This window comes from Mesorhizobium sp. CA8 (genome assembly GCF_020164955.1).
Classification (GTDB): domain Bacteria; phylum Pseudomonadota; class Alphaproteobacteria; order Rhizobiales; family Rhizobiaceae; genus Mesorhizobium.
The window spans coordinates 81,450-103,327 of record NZ_JAIUHG010000020.1; the positions used below are offsets into that span (position 1 = coordinate 81,450).

Genomic DNA, 21,878 nt, shown 5'->3' on the forward strand with positions numbered 1-21,878 from the left:
AAGCTAAATCATTGCCTGGTCAAATTGAGCTAGGCGGCAGCGCATAAAACCGCGTCGCAATGCCGGCTGATGCGCTGGCGCCCTTTGGCGCAAGTATCGGTGCAGAAATCAATATGTAGACTTCGATAGCGTCCTCTCAAGAGAGCTGCTCGATTCGTTAGTTGAATGCGGGCGAGAGATACGGAGAGGATGGTCTGGCAGTTCGATAGTTAGGGCCGCGTCGCGTCTATGAGGTTGCCAGCCGAGAACGCTAACCCCAGCGAAGTTTATGCCGATGCCGAGAGTGGGCGCGCCAATCCAGCCGGAGGCGAAAGCTCCCCAGTTTCTCCGAGCGCCGCCGTTCGTCTGCTCAAATTGAAACGCTTGCATATGACAAGCAATTGAGATGTAATCTCAAAGTGGGGAGGCGCCACCATACGTTATTCTACTTGCCTCATCTGGCCCGGTGACCGCCCGCATTTCTTGCTCATAAAAACGCTGCAGTCAGATCGAGTGACTGGAGAGAGGGGATCGTTATGCGCGCAAAGGCCTCCAAAGACGGTTTGACGCTGCGGGTCATCACAGGCACGAGCAACGCCGTGCTAGCAATGGACTTAACTGATGCAAAGCGCCAAGGTTGCTTGGGCTTCACTATCGAGCGCACCGACCTCGATACCGGGGACCGCCGCTGGCTTCCAAACATGCTGCGGTTTCCTTCCGATCCGGATCCGAAATCGGTGACCACGGCCCGGGCGCCGCTGCAGACATTCCGATGGGGGGACTATACGATAGAATCTGGCAAGCGGTATCGCTACAGAGCGGTCGCCCGCTACGGCTCCGCGGCCGATACCGTCGGCGAAGGAGTAAAGGCGGAGAAGCCTGGGTCCTTCGATGTGATCAGCGGCGGTGCGGTTGTCGAGGTAAAGGCCGAAAATTCACGCGACGAGCACACCGCGGTGTTCTTCAACCGCGGTGCGGCAGCTAGTGAGGCTTACGTTCGCAAATTCGGCAACAACGACCCTTCCAAAATACCTGACGCCCTGATTTGGCTTTCAAGAGGACTGGAGGAGGCTATCCTAGCGTTCCTGGCAAAGGCAAGCGATGAGCAGTTCGCATTACACGCGGCCATCTATGAGTTTCAAAAGCCAAACCTACTGAAAGGCCTACAGGATGCGCACCAGCGCGGCGTAGAAGTAAAGGTTGTCTATCACGCGCGGGACAAGGGCGAGGACGACAAAACCCGCGAGAAAAATGAAGCCGCTATCGCAGCGGCGCATCTTGAGTTCACCCAACCGCGCAAGGCCGACCCGCAAGGTGCGATTATGCACGACAAGTTCGTCGTGCTTCTGAAGAAGGGTGCAGACGGGATCTTAAAGCCGGTGGCTGTATGGACTGGTTCGACCAATTGGACCGATGGCGGAATTTATGGCCAGCTAAATGTAGGGCACGCTGTCTACGACCCCGACATCGCCGACAAGTATGAAAAGCTGTTTCAGCTTCTTACGCAGGATCTGGACGAGAAGGACTCGCACGCGGCGCTCAAGGAACTCACTCCGGTTCCTACGGGCGTCGCCCAGATACAGCATGGGATTACGCCGATTTTCTCGCCGCAAGCCAACGTCGGGATGATCGGTGTTTACGCTGAAGTCTGCAAGCGGGCCAAAGTGCTCATGGTGTCCGCACCGTTTGCCCTGCATCCTCAAATTCGAGATGTCCTGCACAAGGCCGATCCGGGTACCTTGCGCTTCCTGATGGCAGACAAGGAAGGCTCATTCGGGAAAAAGGGCGAAATCGAAATGATGGAGGGCGACCCTGGCAACGCCGCCGCGGTCGCCACTGTCCTCAACACGCCACTCAACGATTTTCAGGGGAGGTTGCTGGAGGACTCCGAAAGTTTCCATCACGCCGGCGTTCATATCCACTCGAAAATCATTGCTGCCGATCCCTTCGGGACAGATCCGATCCTGGTCACCGGGTCCGCCAATTTCTCGACAAACTCAAGCACGATCAACGATTCCAACAGCCTCATCATCCGCGGCGACACCGCCGTCATGGACATCTATGTCACGGAATTCATGCGGATGTTCGAGCACTACTGGTTCCGCTATACGCGCGCGAAGAAGGAGGCAGAGGCTCAGAAAAAAGGTAAAACGCTCGACGCCGTGCTGTCACTCAAGGAAGATGCATCCTGGTCAGATCCCTTTTATGCGGCGGGCTCAAAGAAGATGCTCGATCGTCAGGCTTTCGCGGGGATCGTTGTCTAGAGGCAATCCCCTACCCGGGCAAGCCGCGATGACCGGTGAACTCCATTCGGCGCGGTAGTCGGTGGTCCGACTCAAATGTGACGGCGGCAAAACCGACCTACCCGAGCGAAAAAAGATCGGCTTCGAAATAGCGTCCTTGATGGAGCCGGCTTTTGGCGGGGCTGTCATAGACGACCAACAGCCGCGGCTCTGCCTGATCCGTGGCCCGGTACAGGGCTATCCCTTCGGCGTGCTCGGTGCGAAAACCCCAAGGTATGTCGAAAATGACCTCGAGAGCCGTCCCATCCACGCACGCGTCGATTGCCGCTTTGAGCGCGTTGCGCCATCGAAATAGCCGGACAGGCCCGTCGAGATCCATGGTCGGTCCGGCAAGCACGAGCAAGTCATTATCGAGTACGCAGAGGTCGCGAACACCTAGGCCATCAAGGTTGAGCAGATGCCGCAAGTAGCGCCGGCCCTTCTGGGTAAGCGGCTGCGGTTCAAGCAGACCCTTTTCAACCGACTCCAGGTCAAGCTGCAAAACGACGGCCCAGCCGCGCAGCACTGGGCCGCGCAACCCCAGGAATACCGTGCTGGCGTTAACCGCTAGCCCCTCGATATCCAGACCGTTTTCCTTGGATGGAATGTTCAGGAAGCGGTCGATCAGGGGGTCATTGGCCAGCAGTTCGCCCAGCCGGCTGCCCTGAGCGTCAAATGGCATGGCGCGGCCGCTCCCTGGCACCAGCGCGACCATGCCATTCTTGTCCAACTCGAACCCGACGCTGCCCAGAAGGAAACGGTTCGGCTGTCGGCTGATGTTGCGGAGCGCATGCCCGGCGTCCCGCCCGTCGTCGCCGCTCTTTGGCATTTCGCGCCGCAGGCTGTGCGAGCCTGTAAACCACAGCCGTCTGCCGGTTCGGTCAATTCCCAGTCCCTCCAGGTCAATTTCGCCGTTTTCCCGCCAGGCAAATTGAAGAAAGCGCCAAGCGAATAGGTGGTATGGTGGTCGTAGTTTGTGTTGTCCGCTGTCGACAGCCGATCCAGGTTCGAGCCTTCGTCCGCGCCCAGCCACAGCGTGGCGCCGAGTTGCTCGACCGCTGAAAGATTGCGTGGACCCTTCGCATGCCGGCCCTCATCGAAATGAAGGCGAAGGTGACCGATTGGCCGGGCAGCACCCCCATCCTGTGACAATCTCACCTCCTAGTCGTGCAGGCGCAAACGATCCTGTTTCAATCAACCTTGATCCAGCCGCGCCGAACGCCAGTGGTCCCGGGATAGGTCGCGCCATCGACCTTGAGGCCTTGGCCGTCGAGCAAAGTTACGATGCCGCCGCCCTTGCGGAAGAAATTGGCCGGAACCGGTACTTCCAACGTGGCGCCGGTCGCGAAGTTGGCGTTCAAACTCACCTTGTTATCCCTGGAACTCGCGACCGACCAGCCGGCAAGATCAATAGCCGAACTGCTGGTGTTGAGGATCATCACTGCGGTCTTCTGATTGCCGGAAGCCCGCATTCGAACAGCAACGATCTCGGCAACAGCCGCTGTCTGATCCTGGTCTGGCAGCCGCCGGTGCTGGGCATCAAACTGCGCGGCCTCCGCACCTGTCCTGCCTTCAATGGGCATTCCAGTCTCGTCATCTGTATGCCAGGATTGGCTTTGGAACGCGAGGAAGATTGCCACCCAGCGGTCAGACGAGGGAAACCACAACAGCACGCCGCCGTCTTGCCAAACGCCGTTATCTCCGGCATGCCCGCCGCTCGCCGGGTTGCCCTGGTTCATGTGGATGTCGTGCACGCCCTGGTTGGGGTTTGAATTTGAAGGTCTTGTCCGGTTTGTTCTCCGGTCCCCAAGGCTGCCCAAAGGCAAATACCACCGCATCCGTTTCAGATTTGGCACGCTGCACATGCGAATCCAGGACGGTATTGAGATCATTGCCATCCGCGGAATCGGGAGGCAGCAGGCGCATTCCGGACGGATCGAAAAGATTGCCGCGAATGTAGTCCAGGGCTCCGCTGTCGGGCCCGGCCGGCAATGTCGAGAAGCCTTCCGCAGCCTTCTTGATCACCTCAAGGTTGGGATGTCGAAAATCGTCGTCGATCTTATAGAGAACGATCGCCTTGTCGGGGCCGCCGGATGTATCGGTGGACTGGATGTTCACCGCGATCCGCCACGGCGTGCCGTTCGCCATTACCATAATCTGATAGTGAGGCGAGGACTCGTTGTGCTCCTCAGCTGTGGCTACTACTTTCCTTCGTAAAACCCCGTACTTGCGCTTGGCCATTGGATTGCTTCCAAAAATAATTCAATAACAACTATGAGGCACAGTAGAATGAGGGACTGTCGGTTGCGAGTCTTGTTTTGGAATCTATGCAATAAACGCGATCACGTTGCTGAGAGCATAAGAGCCCGTGCGCGTTTGTTACATCAGCAGGCTTACTTGGGTCGGGAGGGCGCCCTCAGGGGCGTCCTCGAGTGTCAGGAGTGTAGGTTAGCCGTTCAGGCGATACCGAGCCGCTCATAGACGGGATCTATCAGCCAGCGCGCCATGGAGGAGAAGCGATCGTTCCCGTCCCGGTGAGAGTTCAGAACTTCGAGCGTTTCGGTGATTTCGGCCTCAATGTGTGCGACTTGGCCCACGTCCGCCCGGTCGAGGGCGGTGGCTTGTTTTTCTAGCTGTCGCAAAATGTATTGTATCCGCTTCATGTACCTAGTCCTGTCGATCACGAGGCCGGAGCGGTTGAGGCCATAGACATCTATCGAGGTGCGAGCGCGGATGAAATTAAGGTCACTGATATTGTTGACCTTCGGAACAACAATGCATTTTCCGTCTCTAACGTCATACCGAAGATATTTGCCCGGGTCGTCGTTGCAAGGGTCGATGAGAAGGGGCGTTTCCCCCGCTTCGCTGCCTTCCTTAGTTCCCCGATGTGCCTCTTCAAGAAGAGGAAAGCGATCACCTTTGCCAGACTTCAAGACAGTATTGTCGAAAAGGATCTGGTTCGTCTCCCGGTTGCACAAAATGCAGGAGGGCACAAGATTGTCCCACTTGGCGGCGAGCCACCAATAGCCGGGTTTGATCTTTTGTACCCCGTTGTCGATGCGTCCTTTAGGTCGATAGTGTTCTACGTCCTGCGTTTGCGTCGCGTCGTAAAAACTCTCGCAATAAGCACATAGGCCCTTGAAGACATTGCTTAAGGCTTGTTTGACTGTTGGATCGGAATAAGCGCTGAACTTGAAGCCATCGGTCTTTTTCTCAACGCCGAAATGCTGGCGCGCGCGTTCGAGCTCGGTCTTTCCGTTTCTAACGCCCTCCAAGCCATCTGGAGCAGCCAAGGGTCTTTGGATCGCCCGCATTTGCTAACCTCTGATCCCAGCATTTGCTGCGAGGGCTCTTAGACGGGAGAGGGTCTTGGTTTTCAGGTCCTCCTTGGCAACAGGTTTGGTTTCTGAAATGGCCTCGTCGACCAGGGCAAGCATCAGGTTTTCGCGCCGATTGCGACCGAACGCCTCCCGATCGCCAAGACGCGCCTTGAGCTCTGAAATGCGGGCGTCTCTTCTAGGCTCCGCCGGCAGCGAAAGCAGATGGTAGTATTCGTTATAAAGCGCTTCCGACGTCGGATCGACCGTGCTGCTCAAGCCGAAATGTCGCGAGACGAGAAGATCATCGACCTGCATTCCCTCGATCGGCGGCAGCTGGCCATTTGCAATGACCGTGCCGTTATCATCTCGCTCCATCAGCGCAACCTCGCCATTTTTCAGGCCTCGCAGCACCAAAGGATCGTGAGTGCTGGCGATGAACTGCACCTGCGGCAATGCCGCTCGCAGGCTGTCCACAATTCGCATCTTCCATCGCGGATGCAGATGAGCGTCGATTTCGTCGATGATGACAATCGCCGTCGCACTTTGCAGGGTGTCCCAACGCTCGAACAGGAGTTGGATGATATCGAGGCATACCGCGACGATCGACTGGTAGCCGGCAGACATTTCGCTCAGGGACGCAGTGTGGTTATTGCTATGAAACTGCAGCCGCCCGTTTTTGTGCGAAAAGACGGCGCCTTGCTCGACCGGCAGGATCTCCTTTAGGACTCGAGCCAACACGTCGAACTTCTCCGGTGTCAGTGTTCGCAGCCAGGCTCGGTGGAACGGCAGCCTTGCGACCGGTTTCACGATCGCAGAAATACGAGCGAAGCGGGGCAGAAAGCCGGGGCCCATTTCACGGGCCCGCTGATCGGGATAGCGGAGGGACCCGTAGGCAACGACAATAGCCGACGGGCGCGCCGTCCCTCTAAACGCAACTTCTCCTTTGTTGAAATGCAGTTCAACCGGGGTTGTGCTGTCCCAAAAACGTAAAGCTACCTCTCCGATCCTGGTGCCCGTTGACAGCACCTTGTTTGGCTTTGTGAGGCGCGAAGCCTCTTCAGCGCCTGCCAATGCCAGCGCAACAGCTTGCAGAAAGGTGCTCTTTCCCGAGGCGTTCTCACCGAGAAGCATCAACCAGGGGGCCTTTGTGCTGTTCGGATCGGGGAATGTAAGATCGACCTCTCGCAGCATTCGAAAATTACGGATCGATATCGATTGCAGCGGCCTGGCGCTCAGACGGAATGCTTCTTCGTCAGCATCGATGATTGTTTCCGCGCTTCTGATTTCCTCAGGAACCGACATTGACAAAATTGGTGCATATTGATTTTGGGCCTTGGCAATCGCGGCGCGAGCCGCGGCAGCGAATGGCTTGTTCTGTTGCGTGAAGAGAATGAAGTGACGGTTCTGCCGAAATGCAGAAAGGGCTTCAGCATACCTGCTTCGCCGCTGCTCGCGAAGTGACGAGCGGTTGAGATTGAAGACCTTTATCGAGATTTCGCCTTTCTTCGTGATCGCCTTGACCGAACCGTTTTCTGTGAACTCTAGATGGTGTGCAGGGTCGTCAAGACAGGGGTCGAGAAGCAGCGCGCTCTCTTGGCTATGAATTGTCTCGATTGGCGCGAGCAGTGGTGCGCGTTCCCCCTCGGTGGGAAACAGTGAGCGCTTGGCACGGCTGCACCCGGAGCAGATTGGATAGAGGTTACGCCACTCGAATGACAGCCACCCATAGTGATCCAAGCTGCCCCGCCCCGTAAGGTCGCTCGCCCCTACCGGCGGCCGGAATCGATCGATATCAATTCGCTCAGCGACGTCGAACGACGTTTCGCAGTAGGCGCATTTGGCATGAAACAATTCTGCGAGGGGCCCTTGAACCTGTTGCCGGCGATGCAGCCACTCTCTGGTGAGCTCCAATTTTGTCTGCCGGCGCTTGCTAAGATCAAGTGCATAGTGATTTTCAATCACGCGAGCCACGTGAGCCATGACATCGCCGTCGTCGGGCGCTTGAACACGATTGCGATCGATCCGGATCATCTCATTTGCCCTCCTTGAGGTTGAGGACCTCGCGTAGAATCTTGATATGATCGGCGGCCTTGTGTGGTTTGAGTTGCCAGTATTTCAAATGAGCGAAAAATGGCGGCCAGCCGGTGCCAACAGCTGTCTGCGCCAACGGCATGACTTGTATATCGCGGATTCCGTTGACGAATTTGCCGTCGAAATCGAGCCCGAACTGCGGCGCGAGCGGCCCTGAGATAATGTCTCCCCACAGGATTGCCTTGTGGGGAGAGTAGAGGTTTGTCCACCGCGTATATGCGAACAGCGCTGCGTGATGCGGCCATCTGAAGTGGAGCCCTTGCGTGTCGGGAGGCGCCCCGGACGGCTTGTATGTGAAGTGCCGAAGCTTCGTGGTTCCGTCGTATTCCAGGGTCGGTGGACAGGTCGGAAAAACGCGCTCAATTTTCTGCCGCTCGAGTTCATCGGCATCTCTTGCCAAAAGAAATTCGGCATGAGCTAGCGGCGAGCCCAGCGTGATGAAGTCACTCACAAGCCATGGGTTACCTTGTCCGTTCAATTCTTGCCGGCACCGGCCCTGTTGCCGCTGATAGAGATCAATGTCGAAACCGACAAAAGCGTCCGCAGCGCAGTCGGTCGGGAGGCCAGCGATGCTGCGCAGCATACGCTCAAGCGCTATCCGCTCGGGCTGCTCAACGGTATCTGACTTCTGCGGATCGATCGAACACCGCGTGTTGAGCCGTGCAAAGCAGTGGGTGAGAATGTCGTAGGCCACGATCGTTCCAAGCGAATGGGCGACAACGACAATACGATCGTACTCTGAGCCCGCAAAATTTCCGTCACCGGTTCGGCCCATAAGCGTATCCAGCAACTCAACGCCCTTCTCGCGAATTTCCTGGCGGCGAGCCACGTTGAGCGGTTTGGCTTTTACATATCGAGCCACATCTCCGAAGTATTTCAAGAGCACCGTATTCACGAACGCGGCCACGAGCAGCGTGACCACGCCGACGGCCACTGGCACAATGATCGCTCCCCAAACGCTGGGTGTAGACGGCGGCGGCGTTAGACATTTTGCAAACATGCAACTCCGCAAGGTTGCGAGCGGGACAAGGCTCACTATCCCGGCCAAGGCGACGCAGATGCTGATCACCCAGAGAAGAATCCAAGCTTGGCGCACTCCTTTCGGGACGCGCGAGGGTGCACGCCAGAGCAGGTCAACAATCCATGATTTAATCTGCTCCCACGTTGTGCCATAGATCAAATGAGCCCAATAAAACTCAAAGAAATCCGTCGACCCGCGATCGTCGAGACGCTCGGTCGTTATCCGTCGCAATTCATAGCTTCGATTGCGGCCATCGGGTTTGCTCCACACGCGATTCTTCGTACGCGGCGCTTCACCTGTCGTGCTGTCTGGGCGCTCTTTTCGTATAAGATCCGGATCCTCAACCCAAACCGCATCGACAAAACCCCGCAGGGTTTCCATGGGTATCTGTTCGCCCATACCATGAATGATGACGACGGCTTGTTTCTTCATTCCGGACCCATAAAGACGTACAGGTGGCTGGTGTTGACACTTCTAAGCGGCACTCTTCAGACGATGACCGTCGCGGCAGCTTTGCCGTCGCCATAGCAAGTGGAATATTTGAACGTCTTTTTGAGATCGTCCTTGTCCCAGGCTGCATTGACCTCGGACCGATAGTTGAAAACCAGGCGTTTCCCTTCGCTCGGAGCCAGAACAATGCGGGCGACGGCCGGGGAATTCGGATGGCCGTGGCCGGAGCCGTCCGTCGAAATCAACCAACAGGGCGATTGCAATTTATCGATCAGCTCGGATGTATTGTTTTTAGCGCTGCCGTGATGGGCAACCTTGACTGCATCGAACGAGACGGGGGCCTCTTTGTGATAGCGTTCAACGGCGCTGGCCACGTCGTCCGGATGCGCATCGGCGGTAAACAACACGCGCTTAGACCCGGCCTCCAGGACGAAAACGATGCTAGCGCCGTTCGGCTTGGTGCGGTCCGCGATCTGTGGCACTGCGGCCAGGCGACGGACATTCTCAACGGTCGGCACGATCCTTGGCTCGGCTGCGAGGACTTGATCGGCGGCGAGATTGCGGACGCATTTCTCCCATTCGGGATAGAAGTCGGCAAGCTTTTGCTTGGGCGGGCCGAGCAGGACGAGATCAAGGCCTTCCGTTAGGTTCAAACGCGGCAGATCGCCCTCAGGCGGCACCATGATGGCCTCGCCGTTCAACCGCTTGTTCCAAGGGATGCCAAGGCATTTGACAACTTCATCGAATTGCAGCGCTTGGTCGACGCTAAGCGTGCCCGTATCTTGAGGACGCCTGGCCGCCTGATCTTCGGGCGATAGCTGCCTCACAAACGCGTCGGTTGCGCGCTTGTGGTGTTCAGCGCCGTTGAACCAGACCTCGGCGATTGTGACCGAGCCAAGATGGGCCATGAAGGCCAGCAGACCGGCGATGTGGTCGGCATCGACGTGCGTCAGGATCATCAGGTCGATCGTCGGTTTGTTAGGGCGCGCGGGCAGCGTCGCCAGGAAGGCCGGCAGCACTTCCAGTCCGGTCTGCGGTCTGCCGCCGTCGATCAGCAGGCGAAACCCTGCCGCTTCGACGAAAAGGCAATCGCCGTCCTTGGCCGGAAGCATGGAGATCGAGACGGCATCACTCATCGTAGGTCTCCTAGAATGCTGCTACAGGCGGTGGCGTTGCAGACGTTAAAAATGACATGACAAGCAGCAGCACGTTGAGCGCCAGCAAGAAAACAAGCAGCCGCGGGTCCAGCAGCCTGCTTTCGATGCGCTGGTCCTTAAGATTGGCGATGAAGCGCTGGAGTTCAGCAATACGTTCGCGCTGCTGACGAGATGCCTTGGCAGAAGGGTCTCGCCAGCTTTGGAGATCTTGCAAAGCCTGGCGGACCATCTCGTCCCTGGCGCGTCGGCCCTCATGTCCTCCCGAAAGTAGGGCAACGCGCCGGCGAAAATTCCAGGCTGGCCGAACACCGGCGGCCACGAAGAGGCTAATCGAGACAATCCAAAGAATGAGGAACTGGGTGCGCCACACGCTCTCGTATTCCTGGCTATAGCCAAGTCCCCAGACAACCGACCAGCCGGCAAACCAAAAGCAAAGTACGGAAAGTGCGATAACGGCGAAGACGTGGAGACTTTCAAGTCCATGCAAGGCTGTACGCGCCTGCGGTGTGGAAAGCCCCGCCAAGGCTATGCCGTTGCGGTCCATTGTACGCCAGAACTGCGCGTAGCCGACGAGCTGGCCCAACAGCGCACCGATCGGCAAGGCGATCAACGGTACACCAATAAGGAGCAGCAAGCCGATGAACGGGTTGTCGCTCAGCCCATTTGCAGTTGTCAGCAAAATGACGCCGACGAGCGAGATCGTGAAAATCGTCGCTGAAACTAACTTTGAATACCGATCGATTGTTCTCTTGATGTCCCCTAAAAATGTTCGTTTGGCGCCGGGCTGACCCGCGGGCAATACAAAAGCAGCGCCATCATCGAAATCCTTAACCGCAAGACCGAGCCGGTTGCCGAGGGCTACGGCTCGCCACCCGACGGCGATGATTGGCACGCCTGCGATGATGGGCATTATGTCGAAAGGAAACTGACGCAGCGGCTGCAGGTAAGTCAGCACATCCATCGTGCTGTACCACACCAGGGCCCACACGAAAGCGGCGAAGATGTAGGACCATTTTTGCCTGCCGAAATGCGCCTCGATGCGATTTCGCCATTCTGCCAACTGTCCAATCAGAAGGTGGATTTGGTCAGCCATTGGAGACAACAGCGAGATCTGCTGGCAGGAACAGGCTGCCGATGCGCGGCAGTTTGGCGATTTCAGGCCCGCGCTTCTTCTTCAACACTTCGATTAGGTTTACGTCGGGATTGTCAGGATACTCACTTGCAAGGATTAGCCATTGCCAGAATTCAGCGACAGTCGGTTTGCGGGTGAACCTGCCTTCTAACTCGCTTAGGCCACTCCAGAATGCACCGCCTGCGGCCACCAGTTGATCGTCCTGGGGCCCAACCTGTGCCCCGCTGCGGTAAGCCTTGAGGCGCGCCGTCAGGATCTCCAGCACGGTTTCCGGCTTGATCTCGATATTGTGCGTGATGCAGCGACGCAGGAATGGGTCGGGCAACCGCCGTTCGGAATTCGATGTGATCACGATAATGGGGCGCTGCCGTGGCGGACCGATGGTTCTGCCGGTTTCGGCGATTGTGAACTTCATCTGGTCAAGTTCGAGCAGCAGATCGTTGGGAAAATCGCGGGGCGCTTTGTCGATCTCGTCGATCAACACCACGTGCGGGTTTGCGTCCTCTGCGCCGTTCCACCCAAACGCGATCCCGAGCGCGCGGGGGCTGATGAACGCGGATTTGTCGACAACGTCGTCCTGCTCGATCTGGCTTTTGCGGAACCAGGAAACTGCGTCGAAGTCATAACAGATGTCCCGAGCCCTGGAATCGGATCGAACCTGATATTCGTGGAAATGGTCCTCGCTCAGAAGTCCTAGTCGCGAGGCAAGCCAAAATGCGGCCAGCGTCTTGCCCGAGCCGGGTTCGCCGGTAAGAAGGAGTGGGCGGCCAAGGGTGAGGGCCACATCAGCCGCCGTCTTGAGTTCGGCCGAGGCGACATAGGTTCCGGCACGTGCCCTGTTGGTATCGAAGAAAAGGTTGACCCGTTTCTGCCGCTCTTTGAGGATCGCTTCGGTCCCGTCAGCCTGGCGATCAATTAGGCTAAATCCTTGCATGTCCGCATCCCCTTATTTTTTTAAGTCGGCTTTCCGTTCCAGCCTATCCAGCAACGCTTTGAAACTTCCTTCGGTCTCACGCGCCAACGCTTGACTTTGAGCTTCCAACTCCGCAATCGGGATATTGTAGAATCGCCGATAGCGACCAAGATGTTTCTTGATCTCCTCTGGCGGAACGGCGCCAAGATAGATGACTTCGTAGCCCTCCGGCGCCTCCAGCGCCTTGTTCACTTCTGCGTCAAAGCCGAAGGCCAAAGCAACCCGTGGCGCATTGGGCATGTCCTTCAAGTCGTCACTCAAATTTTTCCAGATGCGTATGTAAGCCTGCGCCAGCTTGACGTCAGATGCAGCTAGCTGGCCGTGCAAGACCGTTAGAACGCCCTTGCGGCCCGGTGACATATTGGCAATCAAGCGCCTGATGCGGCCGAGCGATGCGTCCTCTACCGGCGCACCGGTATTGTTGCTTAGTCCCTTATAAATTGCGGTGCGCAGTTGGTTATCCAGTTCGTCCGAATTCTTAGGCCGGGCTCCAGCTTGCAATTCGACCTTCAGCACGACGGGCTTGTAGCCTGGAAAGCGCTCGAGCATTACTTCCCGCACTCGCTCTTCGAAGATCACAGGCAACTGGTCGGGCGACCCGCTCCACAGCAAAACCGTTGGCGCTGAGAATTCTTCCGCTTGTGCGAAAGCATCTTTCAGCTTTGCCTCGACTTTGTTCAAGGCGTCGACGCGGTCGACGCGGATCGGGAAGTTGCCGACAGCGTCGTCATCTTCCGCCACACGCTCGTCATTGCCGAGCGCAGTCCAGTCTGTGAACTGTGCTGCGACGACCGTGGACGCCCAGTGACCGCTCCGCATCCAGTCGCTCGGGCAGTCGCGCAGCACCTCGCGCACGGCGACCGGAGGCGAAAACCGATCGACGATCACGGATTTCAAAGCTCTTTCAGCCAGAATGCGACTTGCATCCATGCGGACCACCGTGCGCATGGCCACGACGCAGGACGCGGTTTCGGAAAACAAGCGCAGCGCGCTGTCCTGATTGGCGGCGGCACCCCGACAGGCGTTGAACCAAACAAAAGGCGGATTGCCGGTCGCTTTCACGACCTGGGTGACGATGAAGGCGATCTCTTCGACGTCCTGCCAGTCCTCTTTGCCTTGGTCCTCGAACTGGAATCCGGTCCCTTGGCCGCCTGCCGTCGTGCCGTGTCCATAGAAGTAGACGATGTGCGGATCAAAGCGGTCGACCAGCATGGCGTCCCTGAATTCGGCAAAGCTACGCACGCATTTGATGTTATCGACGGCGTTGCTGGCCTGGTAGTGCGGGGTGATGACCTTCAGAAGCGCCTGACGGTGCATCGCTGCACCTGTGTTCTGGGATTCGTCGCTGTGAACAACCTCCGGCATCACAAGCAGGAGCCGTGGCGCCGATGGCTGCAGGATATTGTAGTTTCCCCGTCGTTGGCTGGGCACTGTCGAAGCGGCATCGATCGTGATGGCGACCGGCTCGCCGCGGTCGAGCGCGAGAAACATCGGTTTACCCATCGCGCCTTGCGTCAGCATGGCCCAAGGCACCTTACAGATGAAGTCGATAAACTTGCTGTCGGCTGCTTCGTCGGCTTCGGGAACTATGTGAAGCCACGAGCCGAGATCGAAATTCACGGTCTTGCCGAAGACGCTGCTCCATAGCGCCATGCCGATTTTGGTCTGTTCGGCGATACGCAAATCCCAAGTGCTGTTCGCCAGAAAATCGGTATCGAGCATATAGGTATCGAGCAACGCCTTGATATCGGCGAGGGACCTGTTATCCAGCTTCATGTCAGGTGACAGGCTCGTAGCCTGCCATTCCCCGCTGGCCGGATGCTTGACTTGGATGCCTTCCTGGGCCTGCCTTATGCGGATCTCGGTGCGTCTCATGCAGTCACCGTCGCCGGGTGTTCAACGCCAGAGGCGGCTTGCTGGGATGTCGAAGGCGGCTCGTCTTCAACCGCGAGGCCGACGCTCCCGTCTTCCTGCTCTGGCAGATCGTAGAGAAGCGGCCGGACTTCGAGATAAACACCGTTGCGTACGACAATGCGGCGACGCTCGGCATTGATCGCGAGGACTTCGATGCGATCCCGTGAAGGATCAATAGCTTCGCTAATCAGTGACTCGCCCTGATATTTGGTGCGCTCGTCCTGAAGCGGCAGCCCTACGACATCGAATTGACCGTTCAGGCCAGTCGCCGCCACAGAAAAGCCGATGGGCGAGCCATAGACCAAAGCGGCCTTGCGGTCGGGAAAGGCGGTCAGCCACCTTGGCGGCCAGGCCAGCGCAGGATCGACATTCTCGGACGTCTCCGAGCTACTCAGAACGACCTTTCCGTCGGAAAGCGCGGCGACGATCGTACCTTGATCAGAGCGCTAGGCGACGGTTTCCGCCAACGCCGCGATTACCAGGCCAAAAGACGCGACGCGCTCGGGCGAGCCGAAGCCGGAAGGCGAGGCGGTCATACGAAATACATCGCCGTTTTCGAGGCCGCACAGCACGCCTCCTGACTGCGAAAAAGCAATCGCGGAGACGTTGCCCGGCAGGCTAATATGCTGCGGACTCACGTCCTCGTTCGCGGACGTCACGACCACGATACTCGATCCTGCACCGCAACACGCAATTCGGTATCCTTCCAAGCTTAGCGCAACCAGGGGCACGCCCGTGGTCTGGATACCAAGCTGAACCTCTGTCAAGGAAAGTGCCGGCCGGGATTCCGTTCCGGTCGCCCTGGTGTTGCCTATCTGCGGGAAGGAGAATAGACGTCCGTCGCGCGTCACCAGTACGCCGGACTCAGTCTGAGGGAAAATCATCAGTTCTGCGAAATCTGAGGACGCAAGGTTCGCGTTGGACAACGCTGGGCCACCCGAGCCCAAAGCGCCACGGCTACCGCGTACAGCATCGACACGGCTGAAGATAAGCTGCGGGTCTGCCACGCCCGGCTCTACCAGCAGGATGTCGCTGCCCCCGCCCAGAAATGCGGCAAGCGGTGCGGCTTCCGAGCCCAGCCTGACGCGCGTTTCCGAAAGGCCGACTGACCAGGTTGCCGAAACGGTTGGCGGTTCTTTTTCAGAGATGTCTGCAGACTCGGCGCTTCTGGCAAGAGCCAAAAGTCTACTTGAGCGCAAGGAGAGTGCGATTGTTCCCGCTTCCTTCGCTTCCCCGGGCTGACGCAGGCGCTGGATAAAGTCATTGAGTTGGCTCTCGTCAATCAACCCGCCTGCCTTGATGTCGACAAGGTCCTGCACTGCGCGAGACTGTCTGGGTGTAAACAGCTCGGCTTGGGCTCGCGTGTAGCGCCAAAGCTCAGCCGCTGTGATCGATTTCGGCTCTTCACCGAAAGCTTTGTCCAGCACCTGCAAGAATGAGAATTGCTGGCTGCGAGGTGTCGTCGCGGATCGCGAAAGCAGAAGGCGCCGTATCTGCGAGGAAAAGCGCAGACCCTCTGGACCTACCCAGCTTCCCGGCAGCCGCGCGAGCAGGGAGAAGGCGAGGATCTCACTATTGCCGGCAAGCTCAGGCTGGGCCGCGCGCAGCTTCTCGGCAAGCGCGAAGGAAACTGGTTCAACCATCGCGCATGCCGATGCCCATTGCGCGTGAGGTTCAGACAGATGTTCGAAAGCCGGCTCTCGGGGCTTGGCCAACTCCGTCTGTCGGATAGCCGCTCGATCGGGCGCGAAGGCAGCGGCCAAAGCCTGCCGCAAGGCGGGACCGGCCGCTGGATGCGGTGCAATACCGAGCCCTTCGAGGATCTCATGGCGGCGATCCCACAGCCGAGGGTCGTCATAGTCAAAAGCCAGCACTGGGCCCTGCTCACGCAGGGTCGCCAGTAGCGAGATGTCGCGGCCCGACAATCTTTTTAGATCGCCGAAGACAGTGGTAAGCATCCAGCCGCTGCCTCCTGCGATCATTTCCAGTGCCGATGAAATGGTGTCGCTTCCGTGATGGTCGCTGCTGGTTTCGGAAAATGTACCGGAATAAGCGAGGGTCTCGACGGTGAGGCCTCTCCGCTCGAGTGCGATCTGGAATTCGGTGGCGGTCGTGTTCCAGTAGCGCGCGTCGCTGCGGCTGTCGGTAAGGATGACGACGGTTGGAAGTTCCTTGCGTTTTTCGAAGATCAGGCTGTCCATGTCACCGCGCACACGGCTGTCGATGGTTGAACGCAGGTCAAGGATCCGGCGATCGCGATCGGTCTCCCTATAGCTCAGCAACTCGACGATTTCGGTAGCGAGCCGGGGGTCGAGAAAACGTGGAGGTAGCCCTCCCAGCGAGCCGACGCGGAACACCGATGCATCGCCCTTTGTCTCTGCAGGTAAATGCTCGTCGTGGGTTTCTGGAGGCTTGGTCTTAGGTCTCTTTCGAAGGCTGAAGGTAAGCAGAGCGGCCACAGCGGCAGACGCGATGAGTGCTGCCGCGATGCTGTGGCGAACCATCAATGCTGCATCAAGACGATCCGGGTCCCCGCCTTTTGAGGTGAGATCGGTGCCGAGCGGATCAGAAATGGCGCCAAGCAGGGACCTGATGACAAGCTGGAACCTATCGCGCAGAACCGAAAAGTCGACGGGAAGCAAAATGGCGAGCGCTGCGAGGAGGCACACCACCGCCACCATCAGGAGCAGGCGCATCATCGATTTCGGGCTGCCGAGAAGTTCGAAGAGTCGGGTCAGGCGATCTTGCAGACTGCGCCAGAAGCTCAGATCTGTGACGGGATCCACTTCAGTGATTGGGCGGGCATAGTGGATCGGCGCTACGTTCGAGACCGGCTGCAGTGGAGGCGGTGAGGGGGCCGTGAGAAGTTCATCAATAAGCGTCAGGACGAGACTGCGCTGCTCGTAGCGCTTGCAGAAAATGGGGAGCAACGCTCTCTGGAGTTCTTCCTTCGTCCAGTCACTTTGGGTGGAAAGCACGGCCGCTGCCTGGTCGGCCTCGAAGAGACCGACGCGAATGCGCATTTCACGCAGCCGCCAGGTCAGCGCTTGTACGAGGCTATTGGCGACTTCTGACCTCATTTCAGGCCATCATGCCTTTGGTACCGCCGACGAGCGTCGATTTGCGATACATCAAAATGAGAGTCCAAAAAAAATACGGCCGCACAAGCCGAGCGCCACCCATGTGCCTCTCCCGCCGACAACAAATACCTGCGAGCAGATTTTTTTCTATTTTAGAAGACAATAACATAGCGTGGAAGGATATGTCGTCAGAATAATCTACGAATGCACGACGTGATCCGTTGCCATGCATGTAGTCCGCGACAGCCTTTGATCCACATGAAGCTGATGAGGCAAGACTGCGCTGCACTCGGTAATCGTGCCCCCTCACAGAGGCCGCTCAGGGAAAGTGTCGCGGCAAGCTAGAACCGGTCACGTGAACCGGCCGCTTTGCGCCTCATCTTGGCCGCTCCGACGAACAGTTGGTTATCCCCAAAGTGGCCGCCAATCGGTGGAGGTGGTTCGGACACTATGACAGCGAGCACTTCAAGAAACGGTCCGCCGCGTCACCGAGGAAGATCTGGTTGACCTAGTGCCCGGTCGCCTCGGCATGCGAACGCGCCAGACGAGCCTATTCCCTCACGGCACGCTCGACGTCGTCGAGCCTGATGGGATTTTCGGATTCCGGAGGATCGATGAGGACAACGTTCTGCTTGCCGACAAGAAGGTAGGCCGGTCAAGGGCGTTACCGGACTGGGCCTTTGCTGCCGCGCGAACCTTGCCCACCCTGGGAAAATCTAGCGCAGGAGTCCACCATTTCGATCGCCTTCGTCTACCCTGGCATCTCGTCTCCCGTGCCGATGGACAGAACACGGATATTCTCCCGCGGCGATCGACACAGGCCCGAAGCAGCCGGCCGGCGTCCCAACCGCATGATCGACGGTGCGAAATGGGTCAAGTCTGGTGTTAAGGCGACGGTCCAATACCTGCGTGGCGAGCCAAAGTTCCGGCACGCGACGTTAAGTGAGACTAGACTATCGCGCGACAACCCAATCTCAACAATCAATGGGTGCTTTCAGAAAGCATCGGAACAACCTCAACCACCAAAGGCGTCTGTATTTCAGGGGAGTTTATGAACACGCCCTGTACTACTTCTAGATTACCATTGGCGACCGGCGTCGCTATTAACCCTTGTGGACGATGAACTGCAGGCTTAACCAAAACAACAGGCAAATTAACCGGACGATTAGCTATCCCTATTTCCATCAGCCTGTTAAAGTAAGGCGCGCCGGTACCCAGATATGTCAACAATGTTGCCGGAATTATGGTAGCTTTGCTCAAAAGAGGGCTTAAACCCTCGTCATCGACAAATATGTCGTGAAGATATGCCATGGCGTTCATTCCGGGCACCCTCGACACACCCGTCATAAACTGAGTACGCTCCCCTGTTCCAATCCAGCCGGTATCATCCTCAGTTGACCATGTACCGACATGCGGCCGCCGTGGGTCCAGCGCCCTCATGTTTACATTTGTCTTTGGGTTCCCATACTCGTCAAGGACGACATTGCCGTTTTCGTCCGTGACATAGCTATCCGCTGCTGAGCAGTATGCGTTTAGCGTGCTCTTGCAATAAGCTTCACCCTCGGAGGCCTTGCCCTCTATCGGATGCCCGGTGCGGCGTTCATAGCCAGTCTGTACCAGAACCATGCCCGCAGCAAGCAAGACGCTATCTCGTACGGCGCGATGATCCCCCCCCATTGCTGCCACGGCCAAGCCACCCACGGCTCCCGCCGCCACCGTTTTCTCAGCAATCTGCGTGTTAGTGATTGAGGGCATATGACCGACCGCGGTAAACGCCTCACTGGTAATCCCAGTTATGATGCCCGCACGCAAGGCGAGGTCCGCATTACCAGTTCTCCTATAAGTTAACCAAGCAGCATAAGCAGCGGCGCCAGCAGGGCCGCCGTAAGCAGATGCAGCAACTTGACCGACGGTCGCCAGGATCACGCTTTCTTGGGCCGCTGCCGCGGCATTGTGCTCGGTATTACGAATTGGATCGATTTCAAATTCCCAGATCGCGTCTACAATCTTCCCTTCCTTCAGCCGCCGGTCGAGATCCGAAAAAGACTTTCCTAGACCTTTCACTTCTCTCACAACAAAACGAGAAAGGGCACCGCCCGCTTCTCCTAGGTCGGACACCGCCTTTCGACTTGCACGCCAGGTATCTTGCCCAGCCTTTTCATAGGTTTTCCCAATATCACGCGAAGCCTTCTCTATCGCATGGCCGGTGTCGTGAGCTGCAATTTCAGTTGTTCGCCCAGCGTCATGCGCAGCTTTCTCTACGGTCTTGCCGGTATCCTGCGCTGCCTTCTCAAGCGTGTGGCCGATATCGTGCGCAGTCTTCTCGAGGGTCTTTCCTGTGTCCTGCCCAGCTTTTCCAAGCGTCTTGCCGACATCATGGAGCGTCTTTTCTCCGGCATGGCCTGCATCATGAGCGCCTTTTTCTACGGCCTTCCCAACATTGCACCCAACGTCAGCCCACCCGCCGCATGCTAATGCAGGACCGGATGATGTAGAAGCGGCGAACGCAGCAAAGAAGGCCGCCGCTCGAAAAAAACGAAATAGATCGGGATATTGAAGCAGCACGGCGGCACTCCCATTTCTCGTTGCCCGCCGCAGTAGTTTACTTGCCAAACCCCTTACAATTCGCGGACCCGGTATTGATTTGCCAGCTGGCGGGCTGAGTGCCGCTCTTAGTGCACTGCATCAAAAGCATTTCGCCCGAGCAAAATGCGACTCCGACACTGTATACTTGGCTTTGAAAGACACAATACGACGACAAAAGAGCTTCGGCGTCGTTTCCTAAGACTGCCATCCGGGGCGGTGGCACGGGTTTGTTGTCGGTCGAACCCTTTGCACTCTCTTGTGCGACAGTCGGAGAAATTCCTCCCAAGCCCAAGAAGCCAATAATACCAACCAGCAGTAGCAATCTGCTCATCTTGGTATCCCCAAATGAATATCCTTTGGCCTACTTATCGCACCAGCAAGCTCGCCAGTCAATTATGAAGCATCCAACTTGCGATTTATAGCTCCTCCAAGCTAGCAACGTTGGTTGAAAGGCCAATTAGCCTCGATCGTGGAGATTGCGATCGTGGAGATTGCGCCGGCGTTGCCGTGCTCGCGCGCGCGATCAGAATCGAGGAGAGCGCCGTCGAGTTGAAATCGCTGGTCGGCACGTTCGCGGCTGAGCTTTGGCCTGTTCTTTTTGATCTATTTGAACCAAAGGCCCGCGTGTCGCCTCCAGCCGGTAGATGCCATCATCTAGATGGCAAACACTACCAGCACGGCGAGGATCATTCAGTGGGCGTTCGGCCGGCCCCTCACTTTCGGCGCCTTCTCCTAAATTGCCACGATTCTCTGAGAGAAAAGTAGGATTCGAGATCCCAGAGATAGTCGTCTGGCGCCCAATCGACACTTTCATTGCTCAGGCCCAAACGACAATACTCCCCTTGGTCATCTTTTCCGGGCCGTGCAAATGTGATCACCAACCCGGCGCGGCTCACGTGCCGCTCGACTGAGAACGCGGCCGGCTGAGCTCGGTGACTGCCCCAAGCTCGGATAGTGTCGATGTTGTCCTGGCTAAAGAAAGTGCGCGCGTCAGAGATATCCTCTGTCAGTTTTTGCAGCGTATGAAGCGCCGCCACCACACGCTGTACGGCCCGTGAACCATCGCCCGCGGCCACTATCTCCACAGTCCGCTCCAGGGCATCCTCTGCCGTGCGGCAATCATCAAGTCCGGCAAATAGATCCTTTGTCAGAGACAGATCTCGAGCGAATTTCGAATTGGGCCTCACCATCGCCGCCCCTCGCAACGCACCTATGATATGATTTCGCGTGACGCGCTTGGGCAGCCGGTCGTCGTAGCGAGCTGCGACGTTATCGACCGATTCTGCAAGCATTAGGACGCCGTCCTTGGAGCTGCGGCGAAGAGCCTTCTGGATAGTGGGAGCGCCACGATTGAAGTCGCGATGCGCTTTATCGATCTCCTTTGCTACAGGCAGCAATGACGCGATATTTGCCACCGTAAAGGGGATCCGCTGCAGCCAGTACAGCAGGCAGTCCTCCTCGTGTGCGCGCTTCCGATCGGCTTTCCACTTGTCCCAAGCGGCCCTTTTTTGATCCTCAGCCGCGCATTCGTTGCCGATAATCGCGATCGCCTGCCGAGCAAAAATATAGACCAGCGCGCCCTCCAGGAACTTTTCCTTGTGGGCGCACATTGGACACGGAATATAGTCGCCGTTTTGCCGCTTCTTTCGATCTACAGCGAACTCTTCGATGACTTCAAATGGCTCGTGCTTGTGGAGCCGGCCCCAATAAAGCCCCGGGAAATATTCGGGCTCGTAAGACTCTCTCACAAAGGCGCGAAATGGCTCGCGCAAATGAAAGGGGGCTTCTCTGTAGGTGGTATGCTTGTCGTAGTCAGGCTTGAAATCGAAATCTATACGTTCATGCTCTGCTTTTCCCATCTGTGGATCTCTTCCCTGGTTAAACCTACCATCC

Annotated in this window: 14 protein-coding genes and 1 pseudogene; 1 reads left to right on the forward strand and 14 read right to left on the reverse strand. The window is 57.4% G+C overall.

Going from position 1 to position 21,878, the window contains the following annotated elements:
- The first annotated feature begins 515 nt into the window (after positions 1–515).
- Positions 516–2,243, forward strand: a complete 1,728-nt coding sequence (locus LB553_RS21060; protein WP_224516236.1) for a phospholipase D-like domain-containing protein — start codon at positions 516–518, stop codon at positions 2,241–2,243.
- A gap of 97 nt (positions 2,244–2,340) precedes the next feature.
- Here LB553_RS21060 and LB553_RS21065 read toward each other — a convergent pair.
- The 14 genes and pseudogenes from LB553_RS21065 to LB553_RS21125 form a co-directional block, all read right to left on the reverse strand.
- A pseudogene (locus LB553_RS21065) lies at positions 2,341–3,419 on the reverse strand (DUF3616 domain-containing protein).
- A 32-nt stretch (positions 3,420–3,451) separates the two neighbouring features.
- Positions 3,452–4,000 (reverse strand): YukJ family protein, encoded by a 549-nt coding sequence (locus tag LB553_RS30585; RefSeq protein ID WP_263484158.1) that lies wholly within the window; start codon positions 3,998–4,000, stop codon positions 3,452–3,454.
- Positions 3,957–4,502 (reverse strand): YukJ family protein, encoded by a 546-nt coding sequence (locus tag LB553_RS30590; RefSeq protein ID WP_263484160.1) that lies wholly within the window; start codon positions 4,500–4,502, stop codon positions 3,957–3,959. The genes LB553_RS30585 and LB553_RS30590 overlap by 44 nt, the downstream gene beginning before the upstream one ends.
- A 215-nt stretch (positions 4,503–4,717) precedes the next feature.
- The gene (locus LB553_RS21075; RefSeq protein ID WP_224516237.1) at positions 4,718–5,575 is read right to left on the reverse strand and encodes a hypothetical protein; all 858 of its coding nucleotides are present in this window, start codon (positions 5,573–5,575) and stop codon (positions 4,718–4,720) included.
- Positions 5,576–5,578: 3 nt separating this feature from the next.
- On the reverse strand, positions 5,579–7,612 hold the full coding sequence (locus LB553_RS21080; RefSeq protein ID WP_224516238.1) for an AAA family ATPase: 2,034 nt from the start codon (positions 7,610–7,612) through the stop codon (positions 5,579–5,581).
- Between the two features lies 1 nt (position 7,613).
- Complete coding sequence (locus LB553_RS21085) at positions 7,614–9,125, reverse strand: hypothetical protein (protein WP_224516239.1); 1,512 nt, start codon at positions 9,123–9,125, stop codon at positions 7,614–7,616.
- 56 nt (positions 9,126–9,181) lie between these two features.
- Positions 9,182–10,279 carry a ComEC/Rec2 family competence protein gene (locus LB553_RS21090; RefSeq protein ID WP_224516240.1) on the reverse strand — a complete coding sequence of 366 codons (1,098 nt, stop codon included), beginning with the start codon at positions 10,277–10,279 and terminating at the stop codon, positions 9,182–9,184.
- 10 nt (positions 10,280–10,289) lie between these two features.
- The gene (locus LB553_RS21095) at positions 10,290–11,393 is read right to left on the reverse strand and encodes a hypothetical protein (protein ID WP_224516241.1); all 1,104 of its coding nucleotides are present in this window, start codon (positions 11,391–11,393) and stop codon (positions 10,290–10,292) included.
- The gene (locus tag LB553_RS21100) at positions 11,386–12,366 is read right to left on the reverse strand and encodes an AAA family ATPase (RefSeq protein WP_224516242.1); all 981 of its coding nucleotides are present in this window, start codon (positions 12,364–12,366) and stop codon (positions 11,386–11,388) included. Before LB553_RS21100 ends, LB553_RS21095 begins: the two co-directional genes overlap by 8 nt.
- A gap of 12 nt (positions 12,367–12,378) precedes the next feature.
- Entirely contained in the window at positions 12,379–14,280 is a 1,902-nt protein-coding gene (locus LB553_RS21105; RefSeq protein ID WP_224516243.1) for a hypothetical protein, read from the reverse strand.
- A complete protein-coding gene (locus LB553_RS21110) occupies positions 14,277–14,624 on the reverse strand; it encodes a hypothetical protein (protein ID WP_224516244.1) in 348 nt (115 codons plus the stop codon). The genes LB553_RS21105 and LB553_RS21110 overlap by 4 nt, the downstream gene beginning before the upstream one ends.
- A gap of 141 nt (positions 14,625–14,765) precedes the next feature.
- Positions 14,766–17,399: a hypothetical protein gene (locus LB553_RS21115; RefSeq protein WP_224516245.1), complete on the reverse strand. Its 2,634-nt coding sequence runs from the start codon at positions 17,397–17,399 to the stop codon at positions 14,766–14,768.
- A 981-nt stretch (positions 17,400–18,380) separates the two neighbouring features.
- Entirely contained in the window at positions 18,381–19,964 is a 1,584-nt protein-coding gene (locus LB553_RS21120) for a hypothetical protein (RefSeq protein ID WP_224516246.1), read from the reverse strand.
- A 734-nt stretch (positions 19,965–20,698) separates the two neighbouring features.
- Positions 20,699–21,844, reverse strand: coding sequence for a hypothetical protein (locus LB553_RS21125; RefSeq protein WP_224516247.1), 1,146 nt, complete (start codon positions 21,842–21,844; stop codon positions 20,699–20,701).
- Between the last annotated feature and the right edge of the window lie 34 nt (positions 21,845–21,878).